26 protein-coding genes are annotated in these 24,844 nt (G+C 62.1%); 17 read left to right on the top strand and 9 right to left on the bottom strand.

The window, feature by feature from the left end:
- Positions 1-459: 459 nt before the first annotated feature.
- From C4J85_RS25500 to madM, 12 genes are all read left to right on the top strand, one after another.
- Positions 460-705 carry a DUF6124 family protein gene (locus C4J85_RS25500; RefSeq protein ID WP_124410986.1) on the top strand — a complete coding sequence of 82 codons (246 nt, stop codon included), beginning with the start codon at positions 460-462 and terminating at the stop codon, positions 703-705.
- A 61-nt stretch (positions 706-766) separates the two neighbouring features.
- Positions 767-1,396, top strand: coding sequence for a nucleotidyltransferase domain-containing protein (locus C4J85_RS25495; RefSeq protein ID WP_124411232.1), 630 nt, complete (start codon positions 767-769; stop codon positions 1,394-1,396).
- On the top strand, positions 1,359-1,793 hold the full coding sequence (locus tag C4J85_RS25490; protein WP_124410985.1) for a hypothetical protein: 435 nt from the start codon (positions 1,359-1,361) through the stop codon (positions 1,791-1,793). Before C4J85_RS25495 ends, C4J85_RS25490 begins: the two co-directional genes overlap by 38 nt.
- Positions 1,794-2,139: 346 nt before the next feature.
- Entirely contained in the window at positions 2,140-3,810 is a 1,671-nt protein-coding gene (gene mdcA / locus C4J85_RS25485; RefSeq protein ID WP_124410984.1) for a malonate decarboxylase subunit alpha, read from the top strand.
- A complete protein-coding gene (locus C4J85_RS25480; protein WP_124410983.1) occupies positions 3,811-4,644 on the top strand; it encodes a triphosphoribosyl-dephospho-CoA synthase in 834 nt (277 codons plus the stop codon).
- Positions 4,644-4,943 carry a malonate decarboxylase subunit delta gene (locus C4J85_RS25475; RefSeq protein WP_124372152.1) on the top strand — a complete coding sequence of 100 codons (300 nt, stop codon included), beginning with the start codon at positions 4,644-4,646 and terminating at the stop codon, positions 4,941-4,943. Before C4J85_RS25480 ends, C4J85_RS25475 begins: the two co-directional genes overlap by 1 nt.
- Complete coding sequence (locus tag C4J85_RS25470) at positions 4,936-5,778, top strand: biotin-independent malonate decarboxylase subunit beta (protein ID WP_124410982.1); 843 nt, start codon at positions 4,936-4,938, stop codon at positions 5,776-5,778. Before C4J85_RS25475 ends, C4J85_RS25470 begins: the two co-directional genes overlap by 8 nt.
- Entirely contained in the window at positions 5,775-6,545 is a 771-nt protein-coding gene (mdcE, locus tag C4J85_RS25465; RefSeq protein ID WP_124410981.1) for a biotin-independent malonate decarboxylase subunit gamma, read from the top strand. Before C4J85_RS25470 ends, mdcE begins: the two co-directional genes overlap by 4 nt.
- Positions 6,539-7,135, top strand: coding sequence for a malonate decarboxylase holo-ACP synthase (locus C4J85_RS25460; RefSeq protein WP_124410980.1), 597 nt, complete (start codon positions 6,539-6,541; stop codon positions 7,133-7,135). The genes mdcE and C4J85_RS25460 overlap by 7 nt, the downstream gene beginning before the upstream one ends.
- Complete coding sequence (gene mdcH / locus C4J85_RS25455) at positions 7,132-8,031, top strand: malonate decarboxylase subunit epsilon (protein WP_124410979.1); 900 nt, start codon at positions 7,132-7,134, stop codon at positions 8,029-8,031. The genes C4J85_RS25460 and mdcH overlap by 4 nt, the downstream gene beginning before the upstream one ends.
- A gap of 67 nt (positions 8,032-8,098) precedes the next feature.
- Positions 8,099-8,503 (top strand): malonate transporter subunit MadL, encoded by a 405-nt coding sequence (gene madL / locus C4J85_RS25450; RefSeq protein WP_124364782.1) that lies wholly within the window; start codon positions 8,099-8,101, stop codon positions 8,501-8,503.
- A 1-nt stretch (position 8,504) separates the two neighbouring features.
- Positions 8,505-9,269, top strand: a complete 765-nt coding sequence (gene madM / locus C4J85_RS25445) for a malonate transporter subunit MadM (RefSeq protein WP_046069909.1) — start codon at positions 8,505-8,507, stop codon at positions 9,267-9,269.
- 119 nt (positions 9,270-9,388) lie between these two features.
- Here the strand turns inward: madM and C4J85_RS25435 are convergent, their stop codons facing one another.
- Complete coding sequence (locus C4J85_RS25435) at positions 9,389-10,303, bottom strand: LysR substrate-binding domain-containing protein (RefSeq protein WP_124368669.1); 915 nt, start codon at positions 10,301-10,303, stop codon at positions 9,389-9,391.
- 143 nt (positions 10,304-10,446) lie between these two features.
- On the opposite strand from C4J85_RS25435, the gene C4J85_RS25430 reads away from it, so the two are divergent.
- Positions 10,447-11,064 carry a hemolysin III family protein gene (locus C4J85_RS25430; RefSeq protein ID WP_124372145.1) on the top strand — a complete coding sequence of 206 codons (618 nt, stop codon included), beginning with the start codon at positions 10,447-10,449 and terminating at the stop codon, positions 11,062-11,064.
- 15 nt (positions 11,065-11,079) lie between these two features.
- Here C4J85_RS25430 and C4J85_RS25425 read toward each other — a convergent pair whose 3' ends face one another.
- Positions 11,080-11,982 (bottom strand): LysR family transcriptional regulator, encoded by a 903-nt coding sequence (locus C4J85_RS25425; RefSeq protein ID WP_124410978.1) that lies wholly within the window; start codon positions 11,980-11,982, stop codon positions 11,080-11,082.
- A gap of 107 nt (positions 11,983-12,089) precedes the next feature.
- Here C4J85_RS25425 and C4J85_RS25420 point away from each other — a divergent pair, with 107 nt between their 5' ends.
- Positions 12,090-13,331, top strand: a complete 1,242-nt coding sequence (locus C4J85_RS25420; RefSeq protein ID WP_124410977.1) for a D-amino acid dehydrogenase — start codon at positions 12,090-12,092, stop codon at positions 13,329-13,331.
- Positions 13,332-13,365: 34 nt separating this feature from the next.
- Entirely contained in the window at positions 13,366-14,268 is a 903-nt protein-coding gene (locus C4J85_RS25415; RefSeq protein ID WP_124410976.1) for a transporter substrate-binding domain-containing protein, read from the top strand.
- A gap of 76 nt (positions 14,269-14,344) precedes the next feature.
- Here the strand turns inward: C4J85_RS25415 and C4J85_RS25410 are convergent, their stop codons facing one another.
- Both C4J85_RS25410 and C4J85_RS25405 read right to left on the bottom strand, forming a co-directional pair.
- On the bottom strand, positions 14,345-15,064 hold the full coding sequence (locus tag C4J85_RS25410; protein ID WP_124368664.1) for a 16S rRNA (uracil(1498)-N(3))-methyltransferase: 720 nt from the start codon (positions 15,062-15,064) through the stop codon (positions 14,345-14,347).
- Positions 15,065-15,148: 84 nt separating this feature from the next.
- Entirely contained in the window at positions 15,149-16,555 is a 1,407-nt protein-coding gene (locus tag C4J85_RS25405) for an adenosylmethionine--8-amino-7-oxononanoate transaminase (RefSeq protein ID WP_124364775.1), read from the bottom strand.
- Between the two features lie 271 nt (positions 16,556-16,826).
- Between C4J85_RS25405 and C4J85_RS25400 the strand changes: the two genes are divergently transcribed.
- Both C4J85_RS25400 and C4J85_RS25395 read left to right on the top strand, forming a co-directional pair.
- Positions 16,827-17,378 (top strand): cytochrome b, encoded by a 552-nt coding sequence (locus tag C4J85_RS25400; protein ID WP_124368663.1) that lies wholly within the window; start codon positions 16,827-16,829, stop codon positions 17,376-17,378.
- 32 nt (positions 17,379-17,410) lie between these two features.
- Entirely contained in the window at positions 17,411-17,989 is a 579-nt protein-coding gene (locus tag C4J85_RS25395) for a YceI family protein (protein WP_124410975.1), read from the top strand.
- A 153-nt stretch (positions 17,990-18,142) separates the two neighbouring features.
- Here the strand turns inward: C4J85_RS25395 and C4J85_RS25390 are convergent, their stop codons facing one another.
- From C4J85_RS25390 to ahcY, 5 genes are all read right to left on the bottom strand, one after another.
- Complete coding sequence (locus C4J85_RS25390; protein ID WP_124410974.1) at positions 18,143-20,032, bottom strand: DEAD/DEAH box helicase; 1,890 nt, start codon at positions 20,030-20,032, stop codon at positions 18,143-18,145.
- A gap of 222 nt (positions 20,033-20,254) precedes the next feature.
- Positions 20,255-21,058 carry an ABC transporter substrate-binding protein gene (locus tag C4J85_RS25385; protein WP_124368660.1) on the bottom strand — a complete coding sequence of 268 codons (804 nt, stop codon included), beginning with the start codon at positions 21,056-21,058 and terminating at the stop codon, positions 20,255-20,257.
- A 63-nt stretch (positions 21,059-21,121) separates the two neighbouring features.
- Entirely contained in the window at positions 21,122-22,204 is a 1,083-nt protein-coding gene (locus C4J85_RS25380; RefSeq protein ID WP_124410973.1) for a hypothetical protein, read from the bottom strand.
- Between the two features lie 76 nt (positions 22,205-22,280).
- On the bottom strand, positions 22,281-23,126 hold the full coding sequence (gene metF, locus C4J85_RS25375; protein ID WP_124368658.1) for a methylenetetrahydrofolate reductase [NAD(P)H]: 846 nt from the start codon (positions 23,124-23,126) through the stop codon (positions 22,281-22,283).
- Positions 23,127-23,423: 297 nt separating this feature from the next.
- Positions 23,424-24,833: an adenosylhomocysteinase gene (gene ahcY, locus C4J85_RS25370; RefSeq protein ID WP_124364768.1), complete on the bottom strand. Its 1,410-nt coding sequence runs from the start codon at positions 24,831-24,833 to the stop codon at positions 23,424-23,426.
- Positions 24,834-24,844: the final 11 nt, after the last annotated feature.

Here is a 24,844-nt window from a genome sequence, read left to right as displayed (position 1 = left end):
CACGCTCTGCGTGGGAATGCATCCCGTGACGCTTCGCGTCACCCTTGCGAAGGGCTTTAGTGTTGCGCGGGCTGGCGGGACGCGGAGCGTCCCCGGCGGCATTTCCACGCGGAGCGTGGGAACGATCAGGTAGGCGGGACTTCGGATTTTTCCCGCATGATTTTGGGCTGTGCGTGAACTTGTCGTGAACGGCCTGCGCGCCTAGTCTTCGTTCCGTCATCGCAAAAAACGGTGACACGGACGTGCAAGTCCGGTTACATGTCGGCGCACCAACGCCCATAGCCATTCAGCGGGCGTTTTTCATGCCTGCTGTACTTGTTATGGCGGCTGTGCGCGGGAGATCCTTCGGGGTCTGCCGGGGTCCGATATGCCCGGTCTTGCACACCTGCGTACAGCTGCCACCTTATTCGCGTGCAAGTGAAAGAGGGCAGTCTCCATCACATATCGGAGCTGTAAATCATGGTCAAACCTACACCCAATCCACCCGCAAGCCTCTTCACCGTAACCCCTCACCAAAACACCGAAACCCTGCTGGTCAACGCCAGCGAAACCCTGTCCTCCCTCAACGCACTCACCTGCAACCTGGCATTCGACCTGGACACCTCCCAGCGCGCAATCATGCTCGGGATCCAGCAAATGGCCGAGCTGGGGCAGTTGTTGGTGGATCAGGCGCTGGAGCAGATTTCCCCTTCCCCGGCGGCTTAAAACTTGATCGTTCCCAAAAAGGGACCTATCGTTCCCTTTTTGGGACTTATTGGTCGCCGCCATGCACACTTTACCGCTCAGCACCGCGCTCTTTACTGTCACCCAGCAAAAAGTGCTGGGCCTGCTTTTCGGTAAGCCCGACCGAAGTTTCTTCACCAATGAAATCGCGCGCTGGGCACAAGTGGGCAAAGGCAGTCTTACTCGCGAGCTGGAGCGTTTGCAGCTGGCGGGCATCTTGAGCATGACGCGCCAAGGCAATCAGACCCACTATCAAGCCAACCCTCAATGCCCTATTTACGCGGAGCTGCTTGCCATCGTGCGCAAGACGCTGAGCCTGGATGAGCCACTGCGCAATGCACTGGCACCGTTCGCCGAGCACATAATCTGGGCCTTTATCTACGGCTCCATTGCCAAGGGCGAAGCGCACTCATCCAGTGACATAGATCTGATGCTGATTGGCGAAAGCCTCAACTACAGTGAAGTCATGGAGCAGCTCATACCGCTGGAAGAGCACCTGGGCCGCACCATCAACCCGACGCTTTACACCCCTGAAGACTGGATTGGCAAATGGAATGCCGGGAACAGTTTTGTGCAGCGGGTCGTGCAGCAGGACAAGATCAATCTGATTGGGGCCAACCCCCTGGAATCCACGGATGGACAGCAAGGCAAACCTGGAGAATCTGCAACGTAGCGGTGGCTTGAAGGCTGAGCCACCGGATCGCAAGGAGTGTGATGGGCTGATGCGTTCGGCCAGGGATCGGCTAAAGGACGCTGGTAATGCCCAGTTGTCGTTCGCCAGTCGTTTCGACCTGGCTTATAACGCCGCCCATGCTCTCGCACTCACGGCCTTGCGCCTGCAAGGCTACCGCTCTGACAAACGCTATCTGGTCTTTCAGTGTCCGGTTCACACCACTGACGTGAACAAGGTGGCGGTAAGGTTGATGGCCCTGTGTCATGAGCGTCGAAACCTGGCGGAATATGAAGGGTATATGGATGAGGATGAGGCCCTGCTAGGCCAATTGATTGATAGCGCGACGTCACTGCTGAATAAAGTGGAAGGTTTGTTGGCCGGCCATGAGTGGATATAACAGGGTTCGTTCAGGCACCACTGGACAAAATGTGGGAGGGGGCTTGCCCTAATGCCAGTCAGTTAAGGCTTTTTGTAGGAACGAGGCGGGCGGCTAGCCCTTGCTCGCGAAAAACTCACAGGCACCGCGTTTATTCAGGCAGCACGCGTTATCGTTGACGTTTTTCGCGAGCAAGCTCGCTCCTACAGACGGTGGTGTACGCTTAACTGACTGGCATTAGGGCAAGCCCCTCCCACATGTTGATCTTCGTTACTCCAGGCGTAACGGTTTGCTGCTGAGCTTGATTGATGCCCCCCTGAATCACTCCTAAGGTACAGCCCACGACAGCAAACCCCGTGGAGCGACCATGACAACCACAATAAACCCCGACTCGCGCTGGACGCGGCGGCGCGACGAGAAGCAGCGGCGGCTCGGGCGGGTCAAGCACTACGCAGACGGGGCGGTGTTGCCCAGTGACCGGATCGTCGAGGCGCTTGAGGCGTTGATCCTGCCCGGCGACCGCGTGGTGCTGGAGGGCAACAACCAGAAACAGGCCGATTTCCTCTCGCGCTCCCTGGCCAAGGCTGACCCGGCCAAGCTCCACGATTTGCACATGATCATGCCCAGCGTCGGGCGCTCCGAGCACCTGGACCTGTTTGAAAAGGGCATCGCGCGCAAGCTCGACTTTTCCTTCGCCGGCACCCAATCCCTGCGCATCAGCCAGTTGCTCGAAGACGGCCTGTTGGAAATCGGCGCGATCCATACCTACATCGAGCTCTACGCACGGCTGGTGGTGGACCTGATCCCCAACGTGGTGCTCTCCGCCGGTTTCATGGCCGACCGTGCCGGCAACATCTACACCGGCGCCAGCACCGAAGACACGCCGGCGCTGATCGAGCCGGCCGCGTTCAGCGATGGCATCGTTATCGTGCAGGTCAACCAGTTGGTGGACGACGTCACTGACTTGCCCCGCGTCGACATCCCCGCCAGTTGGGTCGATTTTGTGGTGGTGGCCGACAAGCCGTTCTACATCGAGCCGCTGTTCACCCGCGACCCCCGCCATATCAAGCCGGTGCATGTGCTGATGGCGATGATGGCGATCCGTGGCATCTACGAAAAACACAATGTGCAGTCGCTCAACCATGGCATCGGTTTCAACACCGCCGCCATTGAATTGATCCTGCCCACCTACGGCGAATCCCTCGGCCTCAAAGGCAAGATCTGCCGCAACTGGACCCTCAACCCGCACCCTACGCTGATCCCCGCGATTGAAAGCGGCTGGGTGCAAAGCGTGCATTGCTTCGGCACCGAACTGGGCATGGAAAACTACATCGCCGCGCGCCCGGATGTGTTCTTCACCGGCCGTGACGGCTCGATGCGATCCAACCGCATGTTCTGCCAATTGGCTGGCCAATACGCGGTGGACCTGTTTATCGGCGCCACCCTGCAAGTCGACGGCGATGGCCATTCCAGCACCGTGACCCGTGGCCGCCTCGCTGGCTTTGGCGGCGCGCCGAACATGGGCCACGACCCACGCGGCCGCCGCCATGGCACGCCGGCCTGGCTGGATATGCGCCACGACGATGCGCCGGTCGCACTGCTCGAGCGCGGCAAAAAGCTCGTGGTGCAGATGGTCGAGACCTTCCAGGAAGGCGGCAAGCCCACCTTCGTCGAGACCCTCGATGCGGTGGAAGTGGCGCGCAAAAGCGGCATGCCCCTGGCGCCGATCATGATCTACGGCGACGACGTCACCCACCTGCTCACCGAAGAAGGCATCGCCTACCTCTACAAGGCCCGGTCCCTGGAAGAACGCCAGGCGATGATCGCTGCCGTCGCCGGGGTGACCGCCATCGGCCTGCGCCATAACCCCAAGGACACCGCGCGCATGCGCCGCGAAGGCTTGATTGCCTTGCCCGAAGACTTGGGTATCCGTCGCACCGACGCCACCCGCGAGCTGTTGGCCGCCAAGAGCGTGGCCGACCTGGTGGAGTGGTCCGGTGGCTTGTACAACCCGCCCGCCAAATTCAGGAGCTGGTAAATGCGCGCGCTCAAACTGCATGAAGTGAGCCTGGCCGATCGCTTGGCGGATATGTCTGTCGATGCGCTGATCGATGAAGCCGACCTGTCGCCTAAACCGGCCCTGGTGGACCGTCGCGGCAACGGCGCCCACAGTGATTTGCACCTGGGGCTGATGCACGCGTCGGCGCTGTCGCTGTGGCCGATGTTCAAGGCAATGGCCGAGGCTGCGCTTGAGTTCGGTGAAATCGGCTTGCCCCTGCGTGAAGCCCTCGGGCGAATCGGTCGTGACGGTGAGCAGGCGATGCTCGCTACCACGGGCGGCGTGAATACCCATCGCGGCGCGATCTGGGCCCTCGGCCTGCTGACCGCAGCGGCAGCGCTGGAGCCCCGAGCCATCCCGCTGAACGCCGCCAGATTGGCCCTGCTCAACGACCGCTACGCCCCGCAATCCTTGAGCCACGGCGCACAGGTTGCCCAGCGCTACGGCGCACGCGGTGCCCGTGAAGAAGCGCAACTGGGCTTCCCGTCAGTGGTGCAACGTGGCCTGCCGCAATTGCACAAAAGCCGCCTGCAGAACGTGGGCGAACAGAACGCGCGTCTCGACGCCTTGCTCGCAATCATGACCGACCTGGCCGACACCTGCGTGCTCTACCGCGCCGGCCTGGAAGGCCTGCAGGCCATGCAGCGCGGCGCCCAGGCCGTGCTCGACGCTGGCGGCAGCGCCAGCCTCGCCGGTCGTCGCCAACTGCACGCGCTGGACCAACAACTGCTGGCCCTGAATGCCTCTCCCGGCGGCGCTGCCGACCTGTTGGCCGCCTGCCTGTTTATCGACCGCCTCGACGGAGCGTTGTGATGGAAACCTTATCCTTTGAATTCCCCGCCGGGCAGCCAGCAAAAGGCCGCGCGCTGGTGGGGTGCGTCGGCTCCGGCGACCTTGAGGTGCTGCTGGAACCGGGCACCGCCGGCACGTTGACCATCCAGGTACAGACCTCGGTGAATGGCGCCGAACAACGCTGGCAGCACCTGTTCGAACGCATCTTTCAGGAGCAGACACCACCGGCCCTGAACATTGATATCCACGATTTCGGCGCCACCCCCGGCGTGGTGCGCTTGCGCCTGGAGCAAGGCTTCGAGGAGATCGGCCATGACTGACTTGCTCGCCAAACACAGCTTTGTCGAACTGGGTGCGCGGCAGCGGGCCAAGGCCTTGTTGGATGCCGGTACCTTTCGCGAACTGATCGACCCCTTCCAGCGCGTCATGTCACCCTGGCTCAGCCGCCAAGGTGTGGTGCCCCAGGCCGATGACGGCGTGGTGATCGCCAAGGGCAGCATCGGCGGCTTGCCTGTGGTGATTGCAGCCATTGAAGGCAACTTCCAGGGTGGCAGCCTCGGTGAAGTCGGCGGCGCGAAAATCGCCGGCGCCCTGGAACTGGCGGCTGAAGATAACCGCAACGGCATCCCGACCCGCGCCGTGCTGCTATTGGAAACCGGGGGTGTGCGGCTGCAGGAAGCGAACCTGGGGCTGGCCGCGATTGCCGACATACACGCGGCGATTGTCGACCTGCGCCAGTACCAGCCGGTCATCGGCGTGGTGGCAGGCAGCGTGGGTTGTTTCGGTGGCATGTCCATCGCGGCCGGGCTGTGCAGCTACCTCGTCCTCACCCGTGAAGCGCGCTTGGGCCTCAATGGTCCGCAAGTGATCGAACAGGAAGCCGGCTTGGAAGAGTACGACTCGCGCGACCGGCCCTTTATCTGGAGCCTTACGGGCGGCGAACAGCGTTTCAACAGCGGTCTGGCCGACCGTTACGTGGCCGACGATGTGGCGCAGATCCAGCAGACGGTCAGTGCGTTGTTGCAGCAAGGCTTGCCCGCGCAACAACGCAGTCGCCAGGCCGATTATTACCTCACACGCTTGGCCGAATTGGACGCCGTACCGCAAATCGACCCGGCGACGGTGCGCGAGCTGTATCAAGGAGAACGCTCATGAGAGGCTTGCAGTGGTTCAACGCATTGAGCGCCGGCGCTGCGCCTGTAGCAGGTTTGCCGGCGTCGCTGAGGGTTGCCGACGCGGTCTTGGGTGAGCAAAAGGTACGCTATGTCGCCGTGGTCACGGACGCGCAAAACCGCTTCCCCCGTGCGCGCAATGGCGAAGTCGGCCTGCTCGAAGGCTGGGGCCTGGCCAAGGCCGTCGATGAGGCCGTCGCGAGGGGCGACAAGCGTCCCATCATCGCCGTCGTCGATGTGCCTAGCCAAGCCTACGGCCGTCGCGAAGAAGCGCTCGGCATCCATCAGGCCCTGGCCGCTGCTGCCGACAGCTACGCGCGTGCCCGTCTCGCCGGGCATCCGGTGATCGCATTGCTGGTGGGCAAGGCCATGTCCGGTGCGTTCCTGGCCCACGGTTACCAGGCTAACCGACTGATCGCCCTGCGTGACCCCGGCGTGATGGTGCACGCCATGGGCAAGGCTTCGGCGGCGCGGGTGACCCTGCGCAGCGTCGAAGAGCTGGAAGCCCTGGCCGCCAGCGTGCCGCCCATGGCCTACGACATCGACAGCTATGCCAGCCTCGGCTTGCTCTGGGAAACCTTGGCCGTCAGCCAGATTGAACAGCCCACGGCGGACGATGTGGCGCGAGTCAGCGATTGCCTGATGAATGCGATCAAGGATGTCGGCAGCACCGATTTGAGCGGACGCCTCGGCGCGACTAATCGCGCAGCCTCCAGCCACGTTCGCCAACTGCTGCGGGAACAATGGTGAACGCCCACGACTTGCTCTGGGGCATGACCCCGGCACATGTGCCCGCCGACGCACCGGCCTGGGTGCGGGAGACGCTCGGTGCCTGCCACCCGGTGGTGGTGCGCCGCGCCATCGCCGAACCGGGTTATGTGGCGGTCGGCGTGCGCGGGCGTTCGCGCGAGCAACGTTTTGCCGGGTGGATGCCGCTGGCGGCGGTGCAGCGGCGGGTGATCCCGGAAGCGTTGCGCGGGGTGATTTCGCCGAGGGATTTACCGGCGTTGCGTGCGCTCGACCAACTGCGGCCGGTGCTGGCGCAGGATACATGGGGCGTCACAGGCAGCGCGGGTTTCGAGTTGGCCAGCGGGATTGAAGCGCTGCATGCCCAGAGTGACCTGGATTTGCTTCTGCGCACCCCCGAACCTTTGGCCCGCGATGATGCTGAAGACCTCCTGGCGATGCTTGACAGGGCAGAGTGCGCCGTCGACCTGCAACTGCAAACCCCGTTCGGCGCCGTCGCCTTGCGCGAATGGGCCAGCGGTTCACCCCGCGTGCTGCTGAAAACCGCCAGCGGCGCACACCTGGTGCTCGACCCCTGGCAGGCCGTGGCATGAGCAGCCTGCTGGTGTTTCCGGGGCAGGGTGCCCAGCGACCAGGCATGCTCCAGTCGCTGCCCGAAGCGGTGCTGGAAGAAGCCAGCGATGTGCTGGGCGAAGACGTACGCCTGCTCGATTCGGAGCAAGCCCTGGCCAGTACCCGCGCCGTGCAACTGTGCCTGTTGATCGCCGGCACCGCCCACGCCCGTCTGTTGGAGCGCACCCCGGATTACGTGGCGGGCTTGTCCATCGGCGCCTATCCCGCCGCTGTCATCGCCGGCGCGCTGGATTTCGCCGACGCCGTCAGGCTGGTCAGCCTGCGCGGTGAGTTGATGCAGCAGGCTTATCCACGGGGCTACGGCATGACCGCGCTGATAGGCCCCGAGTTATCCACCGTTGAAACGTTGCTGGCCGAGATCCACAGCGCGCAAACCCCCGTGTACCTGGCCAATATCAACGCCGATAACCAGACGGTCATCGCCGGCAGCGACGAGGCGATGAAGCAGGTGGCGGCGCGCATCAAAGGCAACGGCATCGCCCGGCGCCTGGCCGTCAGCGTACCGTCCCACTGCGCGTTGCTGGATGCACCCGCCAAGGTCTTTGCCCAGGCTTTCGTTCCGCTCAAGACGCCGCGCATCACCTACCTGAGCAGCACCCGCGCGCGGCCGATCCACAACCCCGAACAGCTTTGCGACGACCTGGCCTTCAACATGTGCCGCGTCGTCGATTGGCGCGGCACCGTGCAAAGCGCCTATGAGCGCGGTGTGCGCCTGCAAATCGAACTGCCCCCGGGCGCCGTGCTCACCGGCCTGTCACGCCGCGTGTTCGAACAAGGCACGGTGATCGCCTGCGAAGGCGCACGCCTGGACACCTTGCAGGCCCTGCTGGAAGAGGAGGAGCGCCGCCACCGATAAAGCACTACCCAAGGCTTTCGAAGCACAACAACAACAATTTCGATCGAGCACTTTGAGGACAACAACGATGATTATCTACGGTGTGGCATTGCTGGCGATCTGCACGCTTGCAGGCGTGATCATGGGCGACATGCTCGGCGTTTTACTGGGCGTCAAATCCAACGTGGGCGGCGTGGGCATCGCCATGATCCTGCTGATCTGCGCACGGTTGTGGATGCAAAAGCGCGGCGGCATGACCAAGGAGTGCGAGATGGGCGTTGGCTTCTGGGGCGCCATGTACATTCCCGTGGTGGTGGCGATGGCGGCGCAACAAAACGTCGTGACCGCCCTGCACGGCGGCCCGGTCGCGGTGCTGGCGGCGATTGGTTCGGTGGTGGTCTGTGGTTGCACCATCGCCTTGATCAGCCGCACGCACAGGGGCGAGCCTCTGCCCGCCGAAGAGCCGCTGATCGTTCCTGCGGGAGGTCGCTGAGATGTGGGACCTCATCGAGAAAGGCTTGGAGCATAACGGCCTGATCACTGCGTTTGCCTTTGTGGGCGTGGTGATGTGGATTTCCGTGGTGCTGTCCAAGCGCCTCACGTTCGGGCGCATCCACGGCTCGGCGATTGCCATCGTCATCGGCCTCGTGCTGGCCTGGGTCGGCGGCACGCTCACGGGTGGGCAGAAGGGCCTGGCGGACCTGGCCCTGTTCTCTGGTATCGGCCTGATGGGCGGTGCGATGTTGCGGGATTTCGCCATTGTTGCCACTGCATTTGAAGTGCAGGCCACCGAGGCGCGCAAAGCCGGCATGATCGGTGTGATTGCGCTGCTGCTGGGCACGATCCTGCCGTTCATCGTCGGCGCGAGCATGGCCTGGGCGTTCGGTTATCGCGATGCGATCAGCATGACCACCATTGGCGCTGGCGCAGTGACCTACATTGTCGGCCCGGTGACCGGCGCGGCGATTGGCGCGACCTCGGATGTGATGGCGCTGTCGATTGCCACCGGGTTGATCAAGGCGATTCTGGTGATGGTCGGCACACCAGTGGCGGCGCGCTGGATGGGCCTGGACAACCCGCGTTCGGCGATGGTGTTTGGTGGCTTGGCCGGCACCGTGAGCGGGGTGACGGCGGGGCTGGCGGCGACGGATCGGCGGTTGGTGCCGTATGGCGCGCTGACGGCGACGTTTCATACCGGGCTTGGGTGTTTGCTCGGGCCTTCGCTGCTGTACTTCATTGTGCGGGGGTTGGTGGGCTGAGCGATCGTTCCCACGCTCCGCGTGGGAATGCAGCCCTGGACGCTCCGCGTCCGCTCTTGAAGTCGGGACGCGGAGCGTCCCAGGAGGCGTGTCCCACGCGGAGCGTGGGAACGATCATCTCAAACCTGGCGATTGGCATACATCCGGCACTCCGCCAACAGCGCCAGCAAGTTCGGGTCGCGCTCCTTGGCCTTCAAGAACACCACGCCGATATGCTGCTGCAGCCGATACCTGGGCTGCAGCGGTATCAGCTTCACGCGGTTCTCATACACCGCTGCAATCCTGCCCGGCAGCAGCGCATAACCCACGCCCGAGCTGACCATGCTCAGCAGCGTAAAGATGTCGTTGACCTGCATCGCCACTTTCGGCTCGAACCCGGCCTGCTTGAACACGCGGTTGCCGTCCTGGTGGGTGGCAAAGCCTTGGGTGAGGGTGATGAAGGTTGCGTCGCGCACGTCGGCCAGGTCGATCTGCTGTTCACGGTCGAAGGGCGAGTCGGCCGGGGTGGCGAGGAAGATGTCGTCGCTGAACAGCGCAATCTGCGCGCAGTCCGGGTCGTTCGCATGGTCGTCGAGGGCGATGAGGATCGCGTCCACTTCCATGTTCTTGAGCTTGTAGAGCAGGTCGAAATTGGAGCCCAGGATCAGGTCGATATTCAGTTCGCTGCGCCTGATTTTCAGGCCCATGATCAGTTGCGGCACGGTCTTGACCGTCAATGAATACAGCGAACCCAGCTTGAATCGTTCGGCGGAAAAGCCGGCGGCTTCGCGGGTCAGGCGTACGCTGTCGACCACATCGGCCACCAGTTTCTGGGCGCGCTCTTCGAGTACGTAGGCGCTTTCCAGCGGCGTGAGATTGCGCCCTTCGTGCTTGAACAACGGGCAGCGCAGGGCGTTTTCCAGCGAATGAATGGCGCGGTGCACGCTGACGTTGCTGGTTTGCAGCTCGGCGGCGGCGCGGGCCAGGTTGCCGGTGCGCATGAATGCCAGGAAGATTTCCAGCTTTTTGAGGGTGAATTCTTCGTCGATCAACATGGCCGTGGCTCTTGTTCGAATGCCCTCGATTGTGCCCGCAAAACCGCGCGGCGTCGCCGGAACGTCACACGGCGCTTGCACTCTGATGCCCAAGGCTGGACGCTTGCCGCCAGTCGACAAGGGTAATGGGAGGTCAACGACAGATGTACCACGGGGAACGATTCAACGCCTGGAGCCATTTGCTCGGTGCAGTCGCGGCGTGTATTGGCGTTGTGTGGATGTTGGTGGTGGCGAGCCTTGACGGCAGCCCCTGGAAAATCGTCAGCGTGGCGATTTATGGCTTTACGCTGATGGTGCTGTACAGCGCCTCGACGGTGTATCACAGCGTGCGCGGGCGGCGAAAAGAGATCATGCAGAAGGTCGATCACTTTTCGATCTACCTGCTGATCGCCGGCAGCTATACCCCGTTTTGCCTGGTGACGCTACGCGGGCCTTGGGGCTGGACGCTGTTCGGGATTGTGTGGGGGCTGGCGGTGATCGGCATCCTGCAAGAGATCAAGCCACGCTCGGAGAAACGCATCCTGTCGATCGTGATCTATGCGGTGATGGGCTGGATCGTGCTGGTGGCGGTCAAGCCGCTGCTCGCGGCGTTGGGCACGGCAGGGTTTACCTGGCTGGCGGCGGGTGGGGTGTTGTACACCGTCGGCATTATCTTTTTTGCTTTGGAGGATCGCCTGCGTCATTCCCATGGCATCTGGCACTTGTTCGTGATCGGCGGCAGCCTGCTGCATTTTGTGGCGATCATGCATTACGTGCTTTGAATGTGGGAGGTGTGTTTAGAGACGTTCCAGCAGCTCACAGGCGCGACTGCCAAAAATCTCCAGCAGCCTGGCCAGCATATGCGGCGGTGGCTCGTTGGCGCGGGTCAGTGCGTAGAGGGTGATCGGCAGCGGCGGGGTGAGCGTGCGGATGTGGGTGGTGGCCGTTGAGGCACCCAGCGCGGTGAACGGATCGATCACGGTGAGGCCGGCGCCGGATTCGACCATCGCGCGGGCCAGGGAATAGGTTTGCACCGAGATCGTCACCCGTGGCGGCGGGTCGACATTTTCCAGGTAGCTGCCCAGCTTCGCCGCCAGCGGGTCGGCGCTGGACAGGCCGATCAAGGGCGCGCCAGCCAGTTCGGCCAACGGCAAGGGCATGTGCCGTTCAGCGTCTGGCCAATAGCCTTTTGACGCCAACGCCACCAGTACACCGTTGGCCAGCACCTGGGTGGTGAGCCCCGGATGGCCGGAGAACGTGAGCGTCAACGCCAGGTCGATCTCGCGCATCAACAGCTTCTGCACCAGCTCGCCGCTATGGTCGCTGGACAGCTCACAGGCGATGTCCGGGTAATCACGCTTCCATTCCAGGATCGACGGCGGCAGCAGCGACAGCGCCAACGCCGGGATCGCACCGATGCGGATGCTTTGCCCCGGTTCGCGCCGCAAGCTCTTGGCCAGACGCCGCACACCTTGCAGGCTTGCGCTGACTTTTTCGACTTCGCTTTCCAGCGCCAGGGCTTCGGGCGTGGGCTGCAATTTGCCGCGTACCCGCAGGAACAACGCAAAGCCCAGTTGCAGTTCGGCATGCTGCAACACTTTGGTCACCGCCGGTTGCGAGACGTGCAACAACTGCGCGGCGGCACTGATAGAACCGGTCTGGCGGATGGCCTGGAAGATTTCGATATGACGCAAGCGCATGGCGAGTCCCATAACCTTTGTTTATAGGTGAGCCATCTTTATTCATTATCAGTGGCCTGTCACCTGGCTCTACGCTGAGCGCTGTCAATTAACGGCGGGAGGCGGGGATGGCCAGGCAGGTTTGCATTATTGGCGGTGGGGTTATCGGCCTGGCGAGCGCTTATGCGTTGGTGCGTGCCGGCCATAGCGTGACGCTGATCGAGGCGCGCGACAGCCTGGGCAGTGAAACCAGTTACGCCAATGGCGGGCAGTTGTCCTACCGCTATGTTGCACCGCTGGCCGACGCCGGGGTGCCGCTGCAGGCGCTCGGCTGGTTACTGCGCGGTGACTCGCCGTTGAAGCTACGGCCGCGTCTCGATCCTCAGCAATGGCGCTGGATGGCCGCCTTTATCGGCGCCTGTCGTGGTTCGGTGAACCAGCGCAATGCCGCTCACTTGCTGCGCCTGGCATCCCTGAGCCAGGACACCTTGCAGCAATGGCGCGAGGAGGACCGCCTGGACGACTTCGATTGGCGACGCAATGGCAAGCTGGTGACGTTTCGCAACGCCAATACCTTTGAACATGCCCGCAGTAAAGTGACCAATGTCCTGCAACAGCAGGTGTTGTCCGCTACCGATTGCGCGCGCCTGGAGCCGGCGCTGGCCGGTGATGATTTTGTCGGCGGGATCTACACGCCCAACGAGGAAGTAGCGGATTGTCATGCCTTTTGCCAGCAATTGGCGGCGCGGCTGGAAGCATCGGGGCGTTGCACATTTTTGTTGGGGCGCAAGGTTACCCGGATTCGTCATACCGACGGTGTGGTGCACGCCCTCCAATTGGGTGATGAGGTGATGCCGGTCGAGCAACTGGTGCTGGCGGCAGGGCATCGCAGCGCTGAGTTGGGCTTGCCGGGGTTGTCGCTGCCGCTGTATCCGCTCAAGGGCTATAGCCTGAGCGTGCCGATTGGCGCGCAGCACCAGGCGCCGAATGTGAGCATCACCGACTACGATCGCAAGATCGTCTACGCGCGCATCGGTGAGCAACTGCGGGTCGCGGCCATGGTGGACATTGTCGGCTTCGACACGGGTCTTGAGCCCAAGCGCCTGGCTTTGATGAAACGCCAGGCCCTGGAGACATTTCCCAATGCCGGCGACTACGCCCACGCGGTTGAATGGGCCGGTATGCGCCCGGCCACGCCCACCGGTGTGCCGCTGATTGGCGCAAGCCGCTACCGCAACCTGTGGCTGAACCTGGGCCACGGCGCCCTTGGCTTCACGCTGGCGTGCGGCAGCGGCCAACTGCTGGCCGAGTTGATCGATCAGCGCAGCCCTTCCATCGATATGCAGGGCCTGACGCCCCGCGCCGCTTGACGCTCGACTACCCGCAAACCAACGGAGAATAACAATGAAAAAGATCCTGTTGACCGGCTGTACCCTGGGCCTTTTGTTCGGCGCACAGGCCCATGGGGCCCAAGCGCCGCTGGAGGGCACCCTGGGCAAGATCGCCAACACCAAGTCCATCACCCTGGGATACCGCGATGCGTCGGTGCCGTTTTCCTACGTGGGTGATAACACTGGCAAACCCATGGGCTATTCAGTGGACCTGGCAAGCAAGATCGTCGAGCGTATCCAGCAGAAAACCGGGGTGGCCAACCTCAACGTCAAGTACACCCTGGTGACCTCACAGACCCGGATTGCGCTGGTGCAGAACGGTACCGTCGACCTGGAATGCGGCTCTACCGGGGTGACGGCCGACCGGCAGAAGCAGGTGGCATTTTCCTACGGGTTTATTTACGTGAAGGGGCAATTGCTGACGGCGAAGGACAGCGGCATCAAGGGCTTTGCCGACCTTGACGGCAAGAACGTGGTCACCACCGCCGGTACCACCAACGAACGATTCCTCAAAAGCTACAACGCCGAACACAAGGCCAATATGTTTGTCATCAGCGCCAAGGACCACGGCGAGGCGTTCAAGATGCTCGAGACTGGCCGTGCGGCAGCGTTCTACATGGATGATGCGTTGCTCTACGGTGAACGTGCCAAGGCCAGGGACCCGCACAACTGGGTGGTGGTGGGCGAAGAGCAGTCACGGGAAATCTACAGCTGCATGGTGCGCAAGGATGATCCGCAGTTTCTTGCGGTGGTCAATGAGACGCTGGGCGACCTGTACCGCTCGGGGGAGATCAACGGGATTTACCAGCGCTGGTTTGAACAGCCGATTCCGCCCAAGGGCCTGAACCTGGAGTTCCCGATGACCCGTGAGTTGAAGGCGATCATTGCCAACCCTACCAGCGACCCAGTGGAGTAGGCGGTAGCAACCCAATCCAAATGTGGGAGGGGGCTTGCCCCCTCCCACAGTTTTGACTGGGTTTGCAAAGGGGTAGTTAGAAGTCGCCCCAGAGTTGTTGGGCAACGGCCAAGGCGACCACCGGTGCAGTCTCGGTGCGCAACACGCGAGGGCCGAGGCGGGCGGCGTGGAAGCCGGCGCCTTGGGCGGTGTCGACTTCGCTGTCGGTCAGTCCGCCTTCAGGCCCGATCAGGAAGGCCAGGCTCGAAGGCTTGGCGTGGCTGACCATCGGCTCGGCCACCGGATGCAGTACCAGCTTCAGGTCTGCCTCGGCTTGCTTGAGCCAGTCCGCCAGTAACAGCGGCGGGTGAATCACCGGCACCGTCGAACGCCCGCATTGCTCGCAGGCGCTAATCGCCACCTGGCGCCAGTGCAGCAGGCGCTTGTCGGCGCGTTCGTCCTTGAGGCGCACTTCGCAGCGCTCGCTGAAAATTGGGGTGATGGCGTTGACGCCCAGTTCGGTGGCTTTCTGAATGGCCCAGTCCATGCGCTCGCCCCTGGACAGACCTTGGCCGAGGTGGATATGCAGCGGCGATTCGGCCTGGCCTTTGAAACTTTCCGTGAGTTGCACGCTGACGCGTTTTTTACCGACTTCCAGCAAGCTGCCGAGAAACTCCTGGCCGGAGCCGTCGAACAGTTGCACGGCGTCGCCCTCGCTCATGCGCAGCACGCGGCTGATGTAATGCGCCTGGGCTTCGGGCAACTCGTGATCGCCGAGGCTCAGCGGGGTGTCGGTGAAAAAGCGGGACAGTCTCATGTGTGTTCTCTGGAAAAGGGTGTGCAGAGCGGACGCGGAGCGTCCAGGGCTGCATTCCCACGCGGAGCGTGGGAACGATCATGGTTAACCTGGGTCGCGAAAGCCTGGGTGAAAATCCTTCGGCACGGCAACGCTGACCTTGCTGTTGGTGGCGATATCGATGCCTTCACTGGCGACTTCGGCAAGGAAATCGATCTGCTCCGGGGTAATCACATACGGCGGCAGGAAGTACACCACGCTGCCCAACGGTCGCAACAGCGCGCCGCGTTCCAGGGCGTGCTCGAACACCTTCAGGCCACGGCGTTCCTGCCAGGGGTAGGCGGTCTTGGTAGCTTTGTCCTGCACCATCTCGATGGCCAGGACCATGCCGGTCTGGCGCACTTCAGACACATGCGGATGGTCGACCAGATGCGCCGTGGCCGTGGCCATGCGCTGGGCCAAGGCCTTGTTGTTTTCGATGACGTTGTCTTCTTCGAAAATATCCAGGGTGGCCAGGGCCGCCGCGCAGGCCAGCGGGTTGCCGGTGTAGCTGTGGGAGTGCAGGAAGGCGCGCAGGGTCGGGTAGTCGTCGTAGAAGGCGTCGTAGACATCATCGGTGGTGACCACCGCCGCCAGCGGCAGGTAGCCGCCGGTCAGGGCCTTGGACAGGCACAGGAAGTCCGGGCGGATGCCGGCCTGTTCACAGGCGAACATGCTGCCGGTGCGGCCAAAGCCCACGGCGATTTCGTCGTGGATCAGGTGCACGCCATAACGGTCACAGGCTTCGCGCAGCAGCTTGAGGTACACCGGGTGATACATGCGCATGCCACCGGCGCCCTGGATCAGTGGTTCGACGATCACGGCGGCGACGCTGTCGTGGTGCTCGGCCAGAGTTTGTTCCATGGCCTGGAACATCGTGCGCGAATGCTCTTCCCAGCTCACGCCCTCGGGGCGCAGGTAGCAGTCCGGGCTCGGCACTTTGAGGGTGTCGAGCAACAATGCCTTATAGGTTTCGGTAAACAGCGGCACGTCGCCCACCGACATCGCCGCGATGGTTTCACCGTGGTAGCTGTTGGTCAGGGTGACGAAGCGCTTTTTGTTCGGCAGGCCACGGTTGAGCCAGTAGTGAAAGCTCATTTTCAACGCGACTTCGATACACGATGAGCCGTTATCGGCGTAGAAGCAGCGCGTCAGGCCTTCGGGGGTCATCGCGACCAGGCGCTCGGACAGCTCGATCACCGGCTGATGGCTGAAGCCGGCGAGGATCACGTGTTCCAACTGGTCGACCTGATCCTTGATGCGCTGGTTGATGCGCGGGTTGGCGTGGCCGAACACGTTGACCCACCAGGAACTGACGGCATCGAGGTAGCGCTTGCCTTCGAAGTCTTCCAGCCATACGCCTTCACCACGCTTGATCGGGACCAGTGGCAGTTGCTGGTGGTCTTTCATCTGGGTGCAGGGATGCCACAGCACCGCGAGGTCGCGTTGCATCCACTGGTTGTTCAAGCCCATCGGTGATCTCCTCGAAGCGGTCCCGCAACCTGCGCGGGCGAAACAATCGCGCAAGCCTATGCAATGGTGGCGTGGGTCACAAGCCATTGTGGGAAATTCGCGGTAAATGCAGGACGGTCTGTCACGTTTCTTGGGAATAGTCTTAATCCCTTGTTAATTTATGATGCATAGCCTTCAGATCGCATTTCTCGATATTTCAAAGCGAAATTTTTCGCTTTAATTCGATAGGTAAAGCGCTAGTCTTGGGCACAGTTCTTACGGGATTAAGTTCATGCAGTTACGCAATTCATCGGCCCGCTATGGCTGGGTCAGCATGGTTTTGCACTGGGGCGTGGCCTTGGTGGTATTTGGATTGTTCGCCCTGGGCCTGTGGATGGTCGGCCTCGACTACTACAGTGCCTGGCGCAAAGACGCGCCGGACCTGCACAAGAGCATTGGCATCACGCTGTTCGCCATCATGCTGGTGCGTATCGTCTGGCGCCTGGTCAGCCCGCCGCCAGCGCCACTGGCCAGCTACAGCCGGCTGACCCGCCTCGGCGCCGCGTTTGGTCACGCGTTCCTGTATGTGGGGCTGTTTGCCGTGATGATTGCCGGTTACCTGATTTCCACCGCAGACGGTGTCGGTATCCCGGTGTTTGGCCTGTTTGAGATTCCTGCCGTGGTTTCCGGGCTACCGGACCAGGCAGACACCGCTGGCGTGGTGCACCTGTACCTCGCCTGGGTGTTGGTGGTCTTCGCCGGCTTGCATGGCGTGGCTGCGCTGAAACACCACTTTATCGATCGTGATGTGACCCTTAAGCGAATGCTGGGGCGCAAAGCCTGATGTTCAACCTCGACTCACAAGGAATAGAAAACATGTTGAAAAAGACTCTCGCCGCTCTGGCTATCGGTACCGCCCTGCTGTCCGCAGGTCAGGTGATGGCTGCTGACTACAAGATCGACAAGGAAGGCCAGCACGCCTTCATCGACTGGAAAATCAGCCACCTGGGCTACAGCTACATCCACGGTACCTTCAAGGACTGGGATGGTACTTTCAGCTGGGATTCGGCTAAGCCTGAAGCCAGCAAAATCGCAGTCGACGTGAAAACCGCCAGCCTGGGGTCCAACCACGCTGAACGTGACAAGCACATCGCCAGCAAAGACTTCCTCGACGTGGCCAAGTTTGCCGACGCCAAGTTCGTGTCCACCGCGGTTAAATCCACCGGCGACAAAACCGCTGACGTGACCGGCGACCTGACGTTCCATGGTGTGACCAAGCCTGTGACCTTCAAGGCCACCTTCAACGGTGAAGGCAAGGACCCATGGGGCGGCGAGCGTGCTGGCTTCAACGCCAAGACCACGATCGACCTGAACGACTTCGGCGTGAAAGGCCCAGGCCCGACTTCGCAGACCGTCGACCTGGATATTTCGCTGGAAGGTGTGAAGCAGAAGTAATGCTTCGTATGTAGGAGCGAGCTTGCTCGCGAAAAACGCATAAGCGCCGCGTGCATTCAGAATGCACGCGTTATCGTTAACGTTCTTCGCGAGCAAGCTCGCTCCTACAGTTTTAAAGCAAAAAAAACCCGTATCCCTCGATACGGGTTTTTTTTATGCCTCGCGGTTGCGGGTCAGCAACGCTGGCTTTTCACCACGAGGACGGCCAGGCAGTTGATCCAACTGCTCGGGTGTCGGGAAGCGATCCGCTTTCGACTCCTTGTGGATGATCTTCGGTGCCGGGCCACCGCGCGGGTTTTGCACGGCTGGCTCGGACAGCGGCTGGTCGTCACGGGCCGGGCGGCGGTTGTTGCGCGAGTCTTCGCGACGGGCCTGGCCGTCACGCGGTGCGCCGTTGCGCGGGCCGCTGCGTTTGGCCGGTGGTGTGCCGGTGGTGCCGCCGCTGCTGTTGCGCGGACCGTTCTGGCGCGCGCCCTGTGGCTGGCCACCACGTGGAGCGGCTGCGCCTGCGCCTTGTGCCGGGGCACCTGGGCGACGGCCGCGGCCTTGTGCCGGCTTGGCTTGTGGCACGTAGTCAACGCGGTTACCGAAGTTATCCACATCGTCGTCGAGGAATTCGTCCGGGGCACGGTCGGAGGCGGCGCGTGGAGGCTGGCTCGGCTGGCGCTGTTCGCGGGCCGGGGTGCCTTCACGGGGCTTCTGCTCGCGGGCCGGTCGTTCGCCACGGCTGCTGGTCGCAGTTTTTTCCTTGCCCTTGTCCTTGCCCTTGTCGCGACGGCCACCACCACCACCGCCACCGCCGCCGTTCGGGCCATCGCCCTTCGGACCGCGTGGGTTGCGTGGGTTGCGCACGTCCGGACGCTCGCGCGCTTCAGGCTTTTCGGCCTCCACGGCGCTGGAATCGAAGCCCATCAGGTCGCCGTCGGCGATTTTCTGCTTGGTCATGCGCTCGATGCTTTTCAGCAGCTTTTCTTCGTCCGGTGCGACCAGGGAAATGGCCTCGCCCGAACGACCGGCACGGCCGGTACGACCGATACGGTGCACGTAGTCTTCGTCGACGTTCGGCAGCTCGAAGTTGACCACATGTGGCAACTGGTCGATATCCAGGCCGCGCGCGGCGATATCGGTGGCGACCAGGATGCGCACACTGCCGGCCTTGAAGTCGGCCAGGGCTTTGGTGCGCGCGTTCTGGCTCTTGTTACCGTGGATGGCGACGGCGGTGAGGCCGTGCTTGTCCAGATACTCGGCCAGGCGGTTGGCGCCGTGCTTGGTGCGGGTAAACACCAGCACCTGTTCCCAGGCACCGTGGGTAATCAGGTGCGCGAGCAGCGAACGCTTGTGGCTGGCGGCCAGGCGGAACACGCGTTGCTCGATACGCTCGACCGTGGTGTTGGGCGGCGTGACTTCGATGCGTTCCGGGTTGTGCAGCAACTTGCCGGCCAGGGCGGTAATGTCCTGGGAGAACGTTGCCGAGAACAGCAGGTTCTGACGTTTGGCCGGCAGACGGGCGAGGACCTTCTTCACGTCATGGACAAAGCCCATGTCGAGCATGCGGTCGGCTTCGTCCAGCACGAGGATTTCCACGTGGGACAAGTCGACGCTGCCTTGGCCACACAGGTCGAGCAAGCGACCCGGGCAGGCCACCAGCACGTCAACACCGCGGGACATGGCCTGAACCTGGGGGTTCATGCCGACGCCGCCGAAGATGCAGGCGCTGACGAACTTCAGGTCGCGGGCATACAGCTTGAAGCTGTCGTGCACCTGGGCGGCGAGTTCGCGGGTAGGGGTCAGGACCAGTACGCGCGGTTGGCGCGGGCCGTGACGCTGGGATTTGTCCGGGTGACCGTTGGGGAACAACCGCTCCAGAATCGGGAGGGCGAAACCACCGGTTTTACCGGTACCTGTCTGCGCCGCAACCATCAGGTCGCGACCTTGCAACACGGCGGGAATGGCCCGCTGTTGCACCGGAGTAGGCTCGGTATAGCCCGCTGCCTCGATGGCGCGGACTAAAGCCTCGGAGAGACCGAGGGAAGCAAAGGACATGAGTAATCCTGTTTTAGTTAGGGCTTGGCCCAGAGGGATAATCTTGCCGGGCGTGAATGGCGCTTAGGGGAGCGTAATCCCGTCCGGTCCTGCTGCGTCTGGCGGGCACTCCACCGGCTCGCGCGGGCTGCAAAGCTGCGCTGTAGCGGGGTTGGGTGCCTTTTTCAAGACCTCAGCGGCCGGGCGTAAGCCTGGCGGAAAGGCCGGAGTATAACAGAGCAATCACTGCGCGCTGCTTTCCTGCTGCTCAACGGTGTATTCGGAGGCGCTGATGGGCGCCGTTTGCGCCTGGATACCGCCATATTTGGCGCTCAAGGCGGCGTAGGCCGGCTCTTGCTTGAAGCGTCTGAGCTCCGCGGCAAAGCGCTGGACCAGCAAATCCATGCCCGCGCCACGGCGTACGGCAAGAAACTGCTGCTGGCGGCTGACCACCAGCGGCGCCTGGCTGACCTTGTCTTCCAGGCCCAATTGCTTGATCACGTGCTGCCCCACGCGACGGTCAGTGACCACCATATCGATGCGCCCCAGCATCAGCTTGCCGAAGTTGGCCTCATGGCTGGGGGCGGGTTCACGGGCAAAGGTGGCGGACGCGCCGAAGGCTTCGCCATACAGGTAACCGGGAGAGATCCCCACGCTCAGGCCGCGCAGATCGTCGAGGGTTTCGGCGGGGTGCGGACGCTCATTGGCGTAGAACAGCACGAATTCGACCGTCGACAAGGGTTCGCTGGGGTAGAGCAGCAAGGCGTCGCGCTCGTGGCTGTGGAAAATGTCCAGCGCGCCGTCGGCGTGGCCTTGGTCAAGCATCGCCAGGCAACGTTTCCAGGGCAGGAACTGCCATTGCACATCCACCCCGAGGCGCTGGAACACGATCACCGTGGTTTCGTAGTCCAGCCCACGCATGCTGCCGTTGTCGTCGTAGACGTAGGGCGCCCATGGTTCGGTGACAATGCGCAGTTTCTCGCCATAAGCGGCCAGGCTCAGGCAAGTGAAAAGCGCAGCGATCAACAACTTGAAAATGACGGGCATTCCCTGAGGTTACGACGCTACCGGGATAAAGAGAAGCTCTGGCACGCGCGTTGGCGCCGGGTCTCAGTTGACTGGCGCGTCCATCAGGTGAGCGTGGATCGCGGCACGCCGCTCGCCGAGGATCAGGCGCACCACCGGGTTGGCGAACCAGCGTTCGAGCTGGTGCGCGTCAATCGGGCGTTGCTGGCGCTCTTCCTGGTTCTGTCGGGCCTTGTCCCACCAAACGGGGCCGCAGGCCTGGTCGAACTCGTTTTCGTGTTCATAGCACCCGTAGAGGATTTCACGGATGAACTGCTGCTGGTGCTTGGGCAGCAACAGGGTAATCAGCTTGTACAGCGTGCGCTGCAAACGCGGCGGGCGCGGCAAGTGGGCGGACACTTGACGTGTGTCGGCCAGGGCCAGCGCACTGGTGGGTGCGGCGGCGTGCTTGGCGATCCAGGCCTTGACCTTGGCCCGGAACAGCTGCTTGCGGCTCCAGTAATGGTGGATCAGGTCCGGGCACTCGCGCACGTTGACAGTGCGGTAGGCGGCGATGGACAGGCAGAACTCTTCCAGTGTGTAGGCACCCTGGGCATGGGGAAACAGTTCGTCCATCAACTCGATCGAACGGTCGAGGATGTGCGCGTCCTGCTGGGTCAGGCCCATCACGCCGGAGTTGAGGGTCATCATGTCATCGTCGGCCACGCCCATCTCCAGCAGGCGCTGGCGCAGGGCGGTGTAGAGGATGCTTTCGTGGTTGTCGCCGTACTTGGTGTAGAAGGCGTTGCACAGCAAGGTGCCCGGCTGCACACGCTCGAACAGCGTCAGGGGGGAACGGTGGAAAAACGTGTCGGTGTCGATCAGCAACGCTACCGGCGACTCTTGCAACACGTGGCGCAGCACAACGTGCTTGGTGCGAAAGTGATAACCGTGGGGTTCACTCCAGCGCTTGCGGGTCGCCTCGTCCAGTGGGCGTACACGCACCGGCAGCAGGCGATAGGGTTCGGGGTTGTCGCTGAAGACCTGGATATCCACGGCCGCATCAGGGGTGTCCTGCAGGAAAGCCAATGCGCTGGCGATGCTGAATACCGCTTCCTGGTGGTAGGTCTCGGCGCCGAAGACGAGGTAGACCAGCTGCGGACGGGAAGAGGAAGACACTGTATTCATGGACTGCGGGGTTCCGTGTGTTGTGAAGCACAAAGGCCCTCGTTTGAACGAGGGCCTTGGCACAACCGGGCAAGCCTTAGCGTGGCAGCTTGAGGTTGTTCCAGATGGCAAGGCTGGGTTCAGCCTGGTTCAGGGTATAGAAGTGCAACCCTGGCGCACCACCTTGCAACAATTGCTCACACATCTCGGTGATGACCTGCTCGCCGAACGCCTGGATGCTTTTGACGTCGTCGCCATAGGCTTCCAGCTGCTTGCGCACCCAGCGTGGGATTTCGGCACCGCAGGCGTCGGAGAAGCGCGCCAGCTTGCTGTAGTTGGTGATCGGCATGATGCCCGGCACGATCGGGATGTTCACACCCATGGCGCGTACACGCTCGACGAAGTAGAAGTAGCTGTCGGCGTTGAAGAAGTACTGGGTGATCGCGCTATTGGCGCCGGCGTTGGCCTTGCGTACGAAGTTCTTGAGATCGTCTTCGAAATTGCGCGCCTGGGGGTGCATCTCCGGATAAGCGGCTACTTCGATGTGGAAGTGATCGCCGCTTTCTTCGCGGATGAAGCTCACCAGGTCATTGGCGTAGCGCAGCTCACCGCTGGCCATGCCCATGCCGGAGGGCAGGTCGCCACGCAGGGCGACGATGCGCTTGATGCCGGCGGCTTTGTATTGGGTCAGCAGGCCGCGCAGGTCGGCTTTGCTATCGCCCACGCACGACAAGTGCGGAGCGGCAGGAACTTTGACTTCACTTTCGAGCTGCAGCACGGTGTTGATCGTGCGGTCACGGGTCGAACCGCCGGCGCCGTAGGTGCAGGAAAAGAAGTCGGGCTGGTAGCTGGCCAACTGTTTGGCAGTGGCCATCAGTTTTTCATGCCCAGCATCGGTCTTGGTCGGGAAGAACTCGAAGCTGTAGCGACGGTCTTGGGACATGGTCATACCCTTGGAAACTCATAAAACCGGGAGATGTACACCGTCAATGTGGGAGGGGGCTTGCCCCAATGCCAGTCAGTTAAGCGTACACCGCCGTCTGTAGGAGCGAGCTTGCTCGCGAAAAACGTCAACGATAACGCGTGCTTTCTGAATGAACGCGGTGCCTGTGAGTTTTTCGCGAGCAAGGGCTAGCCGCCCGCCTCGTTCCTACAAAAAGCCTTAACTGACTGGCATTAGGGCTTGCCCCCTCCCACATTAAAGCCCGCTCCCCCACAGGGAGAGTGGGCAGCAGGCATATCAGTAGCGATAAGCGTGCGGCTTGAACGGACCTTCAACGGTCACGCCGATGTAGTCGGCCTGGGTCTTGGTCAGTTGGGTCACCACGCCGCCGAAGCCGCGGACCATTTCCAGGGCCACTTCTTCGTCGAGTTTCTTCGGCAGTACTTCCACGGTCAGGCGCTCGGCTTTCTGGGCAGGCGACAGGTCGGCGTACTTCTGTTGGAACAGGAAGATCTGCGCCAGTACCTGGTTGGCGAACGAGCCGTCCATGATGCGGCTTGGGTGGCCGGTCGCGTTACCCAGGTTCACCAGACGGCCTTCGGCCAGCAGGATCAGGTAGTCGTCGTTCTGCGGGTCGAAATCGCCCGAGCCGGTACGGTGAACCTTGTGCACCTGTGGCTTCACTTCTTCCCATGCCCAGTTCTTGCGCATGAAAGCGGTGTCGATCTCGTTATCGAAGTGGCCGATGTTGCAAACCACTGCGCGTTTCTTCAGCGCCTTGAGCATGTTCGCGTCGCAGACATTCACGTTACCAGTGGTGGTCACGATCAGGTCGATCTTGCCCAGCAGCGCCTTGTCGATGCTCGCTTCGGTGCCGTCGTTGATGCCGTCGATGAACGGCGAAACCACTTCGAAACCGTCCATGCAGGCTTGCATGGCGCAGATCGGGTCAACTTCGGAGACCTTGACGATCATGCCTTCCTGACGCAGGGACTGGGACGAACCCTTGCCCACGTCGCCGTAGCCGATCACCAGGGCTTGCTTGCCCGACAGCAGGTGGTCGGTGCCGCGCTTGATGGCGTCGTTCAGGCTGTGACGGCAACCGTATTTGTTGTCGTTCTTGCTCTTGGTCACCGAGTCGTTGACGTTGATGGCCGGGATTTTCAGCTCGCCCTTGGCCAGCATGTCCAACAGGCGGTGTACGCCGGTGGTGGTTTCTTCGGTCACGCCGTGGACGCGGTCGAGGATCTGCGGGTATTTCTTGTGCAGCAACTCGGTCAGGTCGCCGCCGTCGTCGAGGATCATGTTGGCATCCCAAGGCGCGCCGTCCTTGAGGATGGTTTGCTCCAGGCACCACTCGTACTCGGCCTCGGTTTCGCCTTTCCAGGCGAACACCGGAATACCGGCGGCGGCGATAGCGGCAGCGGCCTGGTCTTGAGTCGAGAAAATATTGCAGGACGACCAACGTACTTCGGCACCCAGGGCAACCAGGGTTTCGATCAGCACGGCAGTCTGGATGGTCATGTGGATGCAGCCGAGAATCTTCGCACCCTTGAGTGGCTGCTCAGCGGCGTACTTGCGACGCAGGCCCATCAAGGCTGGCATTTCGGATTCGGCGATAAAGGTTTCGCGACGGCCCCAGGCGGCGAGGGACATGTCGGCGACTTTGTAGTCGTTGAATTCTGCAGGCGTAATTACAGCGCTCATGAAGAGCCTCC

Origin of the sequence: Pseudomonas sp. R4-34-07, assembly GCF_003852375.1 — a bacterium.
Taxonomy (GTDB): Bacteria; Pseudomonadota; Gammaproteobacteria; order Pseudomonadales; family Pseudomonadaceae; genus Aquipseudomonas.
The sequence above is the reverse complement of the archived record's forward strand: the minus strand, read 5'-3'. Positions and strand labels throughout refer to the sequence as shown.

Coding starts and splice junctions, on each gene's coding strand:
- C4J85_RS25500 (WP_124410986.1), top strand. CDS start 460: ATGGTCAAACCTACACCCAATCCACCCGCAAGCCTCTTCACCGTAACC.
- C4J85_RS25495 (WP_124411232.1), top strand. CDS start 767: ATGCACACTTTACCGCTCAGCACCGCGCTCTTTACTGTCACCCAGCAA.
- C4J85_RS25490 (WP_124410985.1), top strand. CDS start 1,359: ATGGACAGCAAGGCAAACCTGGAGAATCTGCAACGTAGCGGTGGCTTG.
- mdcA (WP_124410984.1), top strand. CDS start 2,140: ATGACAACCACAATAAACCCCGACTCGCGCTGGACGCGGCGGCGCGAC.
- C4J85_RS25480 (WP_124410983.1), top strand. CDS start 3,811: ATGCGCGCGCTCAAACTGCATGAAGTGAGCCTGGCCGATCGCTTGGCG.
- C4J85_RS25475 (WP_124372152.1), top strand. CDS start 4,644: ATGGAAACCTTATCCTTTGAATTCCCCGCCGGGCAGCCAGCAAAAGGC.
- C4J85_RS25470 (WP_124410982.1), top strand. CDS start 4,936: ATGACTGACTTGCTCGCCAAACACAGCTTTGTCGAACTGGGTGCGCGG.
- mdcE (WP_124410981.1), top strand. CDS start 5,775: ATGAGAGGCTTGCAGTGGTTCAACGCATTGAGCGCCGGCGCTGCGCCT.
- C4J85_RS25460 (WP_124410980.1), top strand. CDS start 6,539: ATGGTGAACGCCCACGACTTGCTCTGGGGCATGACCCCGGCACATGTG.
- mdcH (WP_124410979.1), top strand. CDS start 7,132: ATGAGCAGCCTGCTGGTGTTTCCGGGGCAGGGTGCCCAGCGACCAGGC.
- madL (WP_124364782.1), top strand. CDS start 8,099: ATGATTATCTACGGTGTGGCATTGCTGGCGATCTGCACGCTTGCAGGC.
- madM (WP_046069909.1), top strand. CDS start 8,505: ATGTGGGACCTCATCGAGAAAGGCTTGGAGCATAACGGCCTGATCACT.
- C4J85_RS25435 (WP_124368669.1), bottom strand. CDS start 10,303: ATGTTGATCGACGAAGAATTCACCCTCAAAAAGCTGGAAATCTTCCTG.
- C4J85_RS25430 (WP_124372145.1), top strand. CDS start 10,447: ATGTACCACGGGGAACGATTCAACGCCTGGAGCCATTTGCTCGGTGCA.
- C4J85_RS25425 (WP_124410978.1), bottom strand. CDS start 11,982: ATGCGCTTGCGTCATATCGAAATCTTCCAGGCCATCCGCCAGACCGGT.
- C4J85_RS25420 (WP_124410977.1), top strand. CDS start 12,090: ATGGCCAGGCAGGTTTGCATTATTGGCGGTGGGGTTATCGGCCTGGCG.
- C4J85_RS25415 (WP_124410976.1), top strand. CDS start 13,366: ATGAAAAAGATCCTGTTGACCGGCTGTACCCTGGGCCTTTTGTTCGGC.
- C4J85_RS25410 (WP_124368664.1), bottom strand. CDS start 15,064: ATGAGACTGTCCCGCTTTTTCACCGACACCCCGCTGAGCCTCGGCGAT.
- C4J85_RS25405 (WP_124364775.1), bottom strand. CDS start 16,555: ATGGGCTTGAACAACCAGTGGATGCAACGCGACCTCGCGGTGCTGTGG.
- C4J85_RS25400 (WP_124368663.1), top strand. CDS start 16,827: ATGCAGTTACGCAATTCATCGGCCCGCTATGGCTGGGTCAGCATGGTT.
- C4J85_RS25395 (WP_124410975.1), top strand. CDS start 17,411: ATGTTGAAAAAGACTCTCGCCGCTCTGGCTATCGGTACCGCCCTGCTG.
- C4J85_RS25390 (WP_124410974.1), bottom strand. CDS start 20,032: ATGTCCTTTGCTTCCCTCGGTCTCTCCGAGGCTTTAGTCCGCGCCATC.
- C4J85_RS25385 (WP_124368660.1), bottom strand. CDS start 21,058: ATGCCCGTCATTTTCAAGTTGTTGATCGCTGCGCTTTTCACTTGCCTG.
- C4J85_RS25380 (WP_124410973.1), bottom strand. CDS start 22,204: ATGAATACAGTGTCTTCCTCTTCCCGTCCGCAGCTGGTCTACCTCGTC.
- metF (WP_124368658.1), bottom strand. CDS start 23,126: ATGTCCCAAGACCGTCGCTACAGCTTCGAGTTCTTCCCGACCAAGACC.
- ahcY (WP_124364768.1), bottom strand. CDS start 24,833: ATGAGCGCTGTAATTACGCCTGCAGAATTCAACGACTACAAAGTCGCC.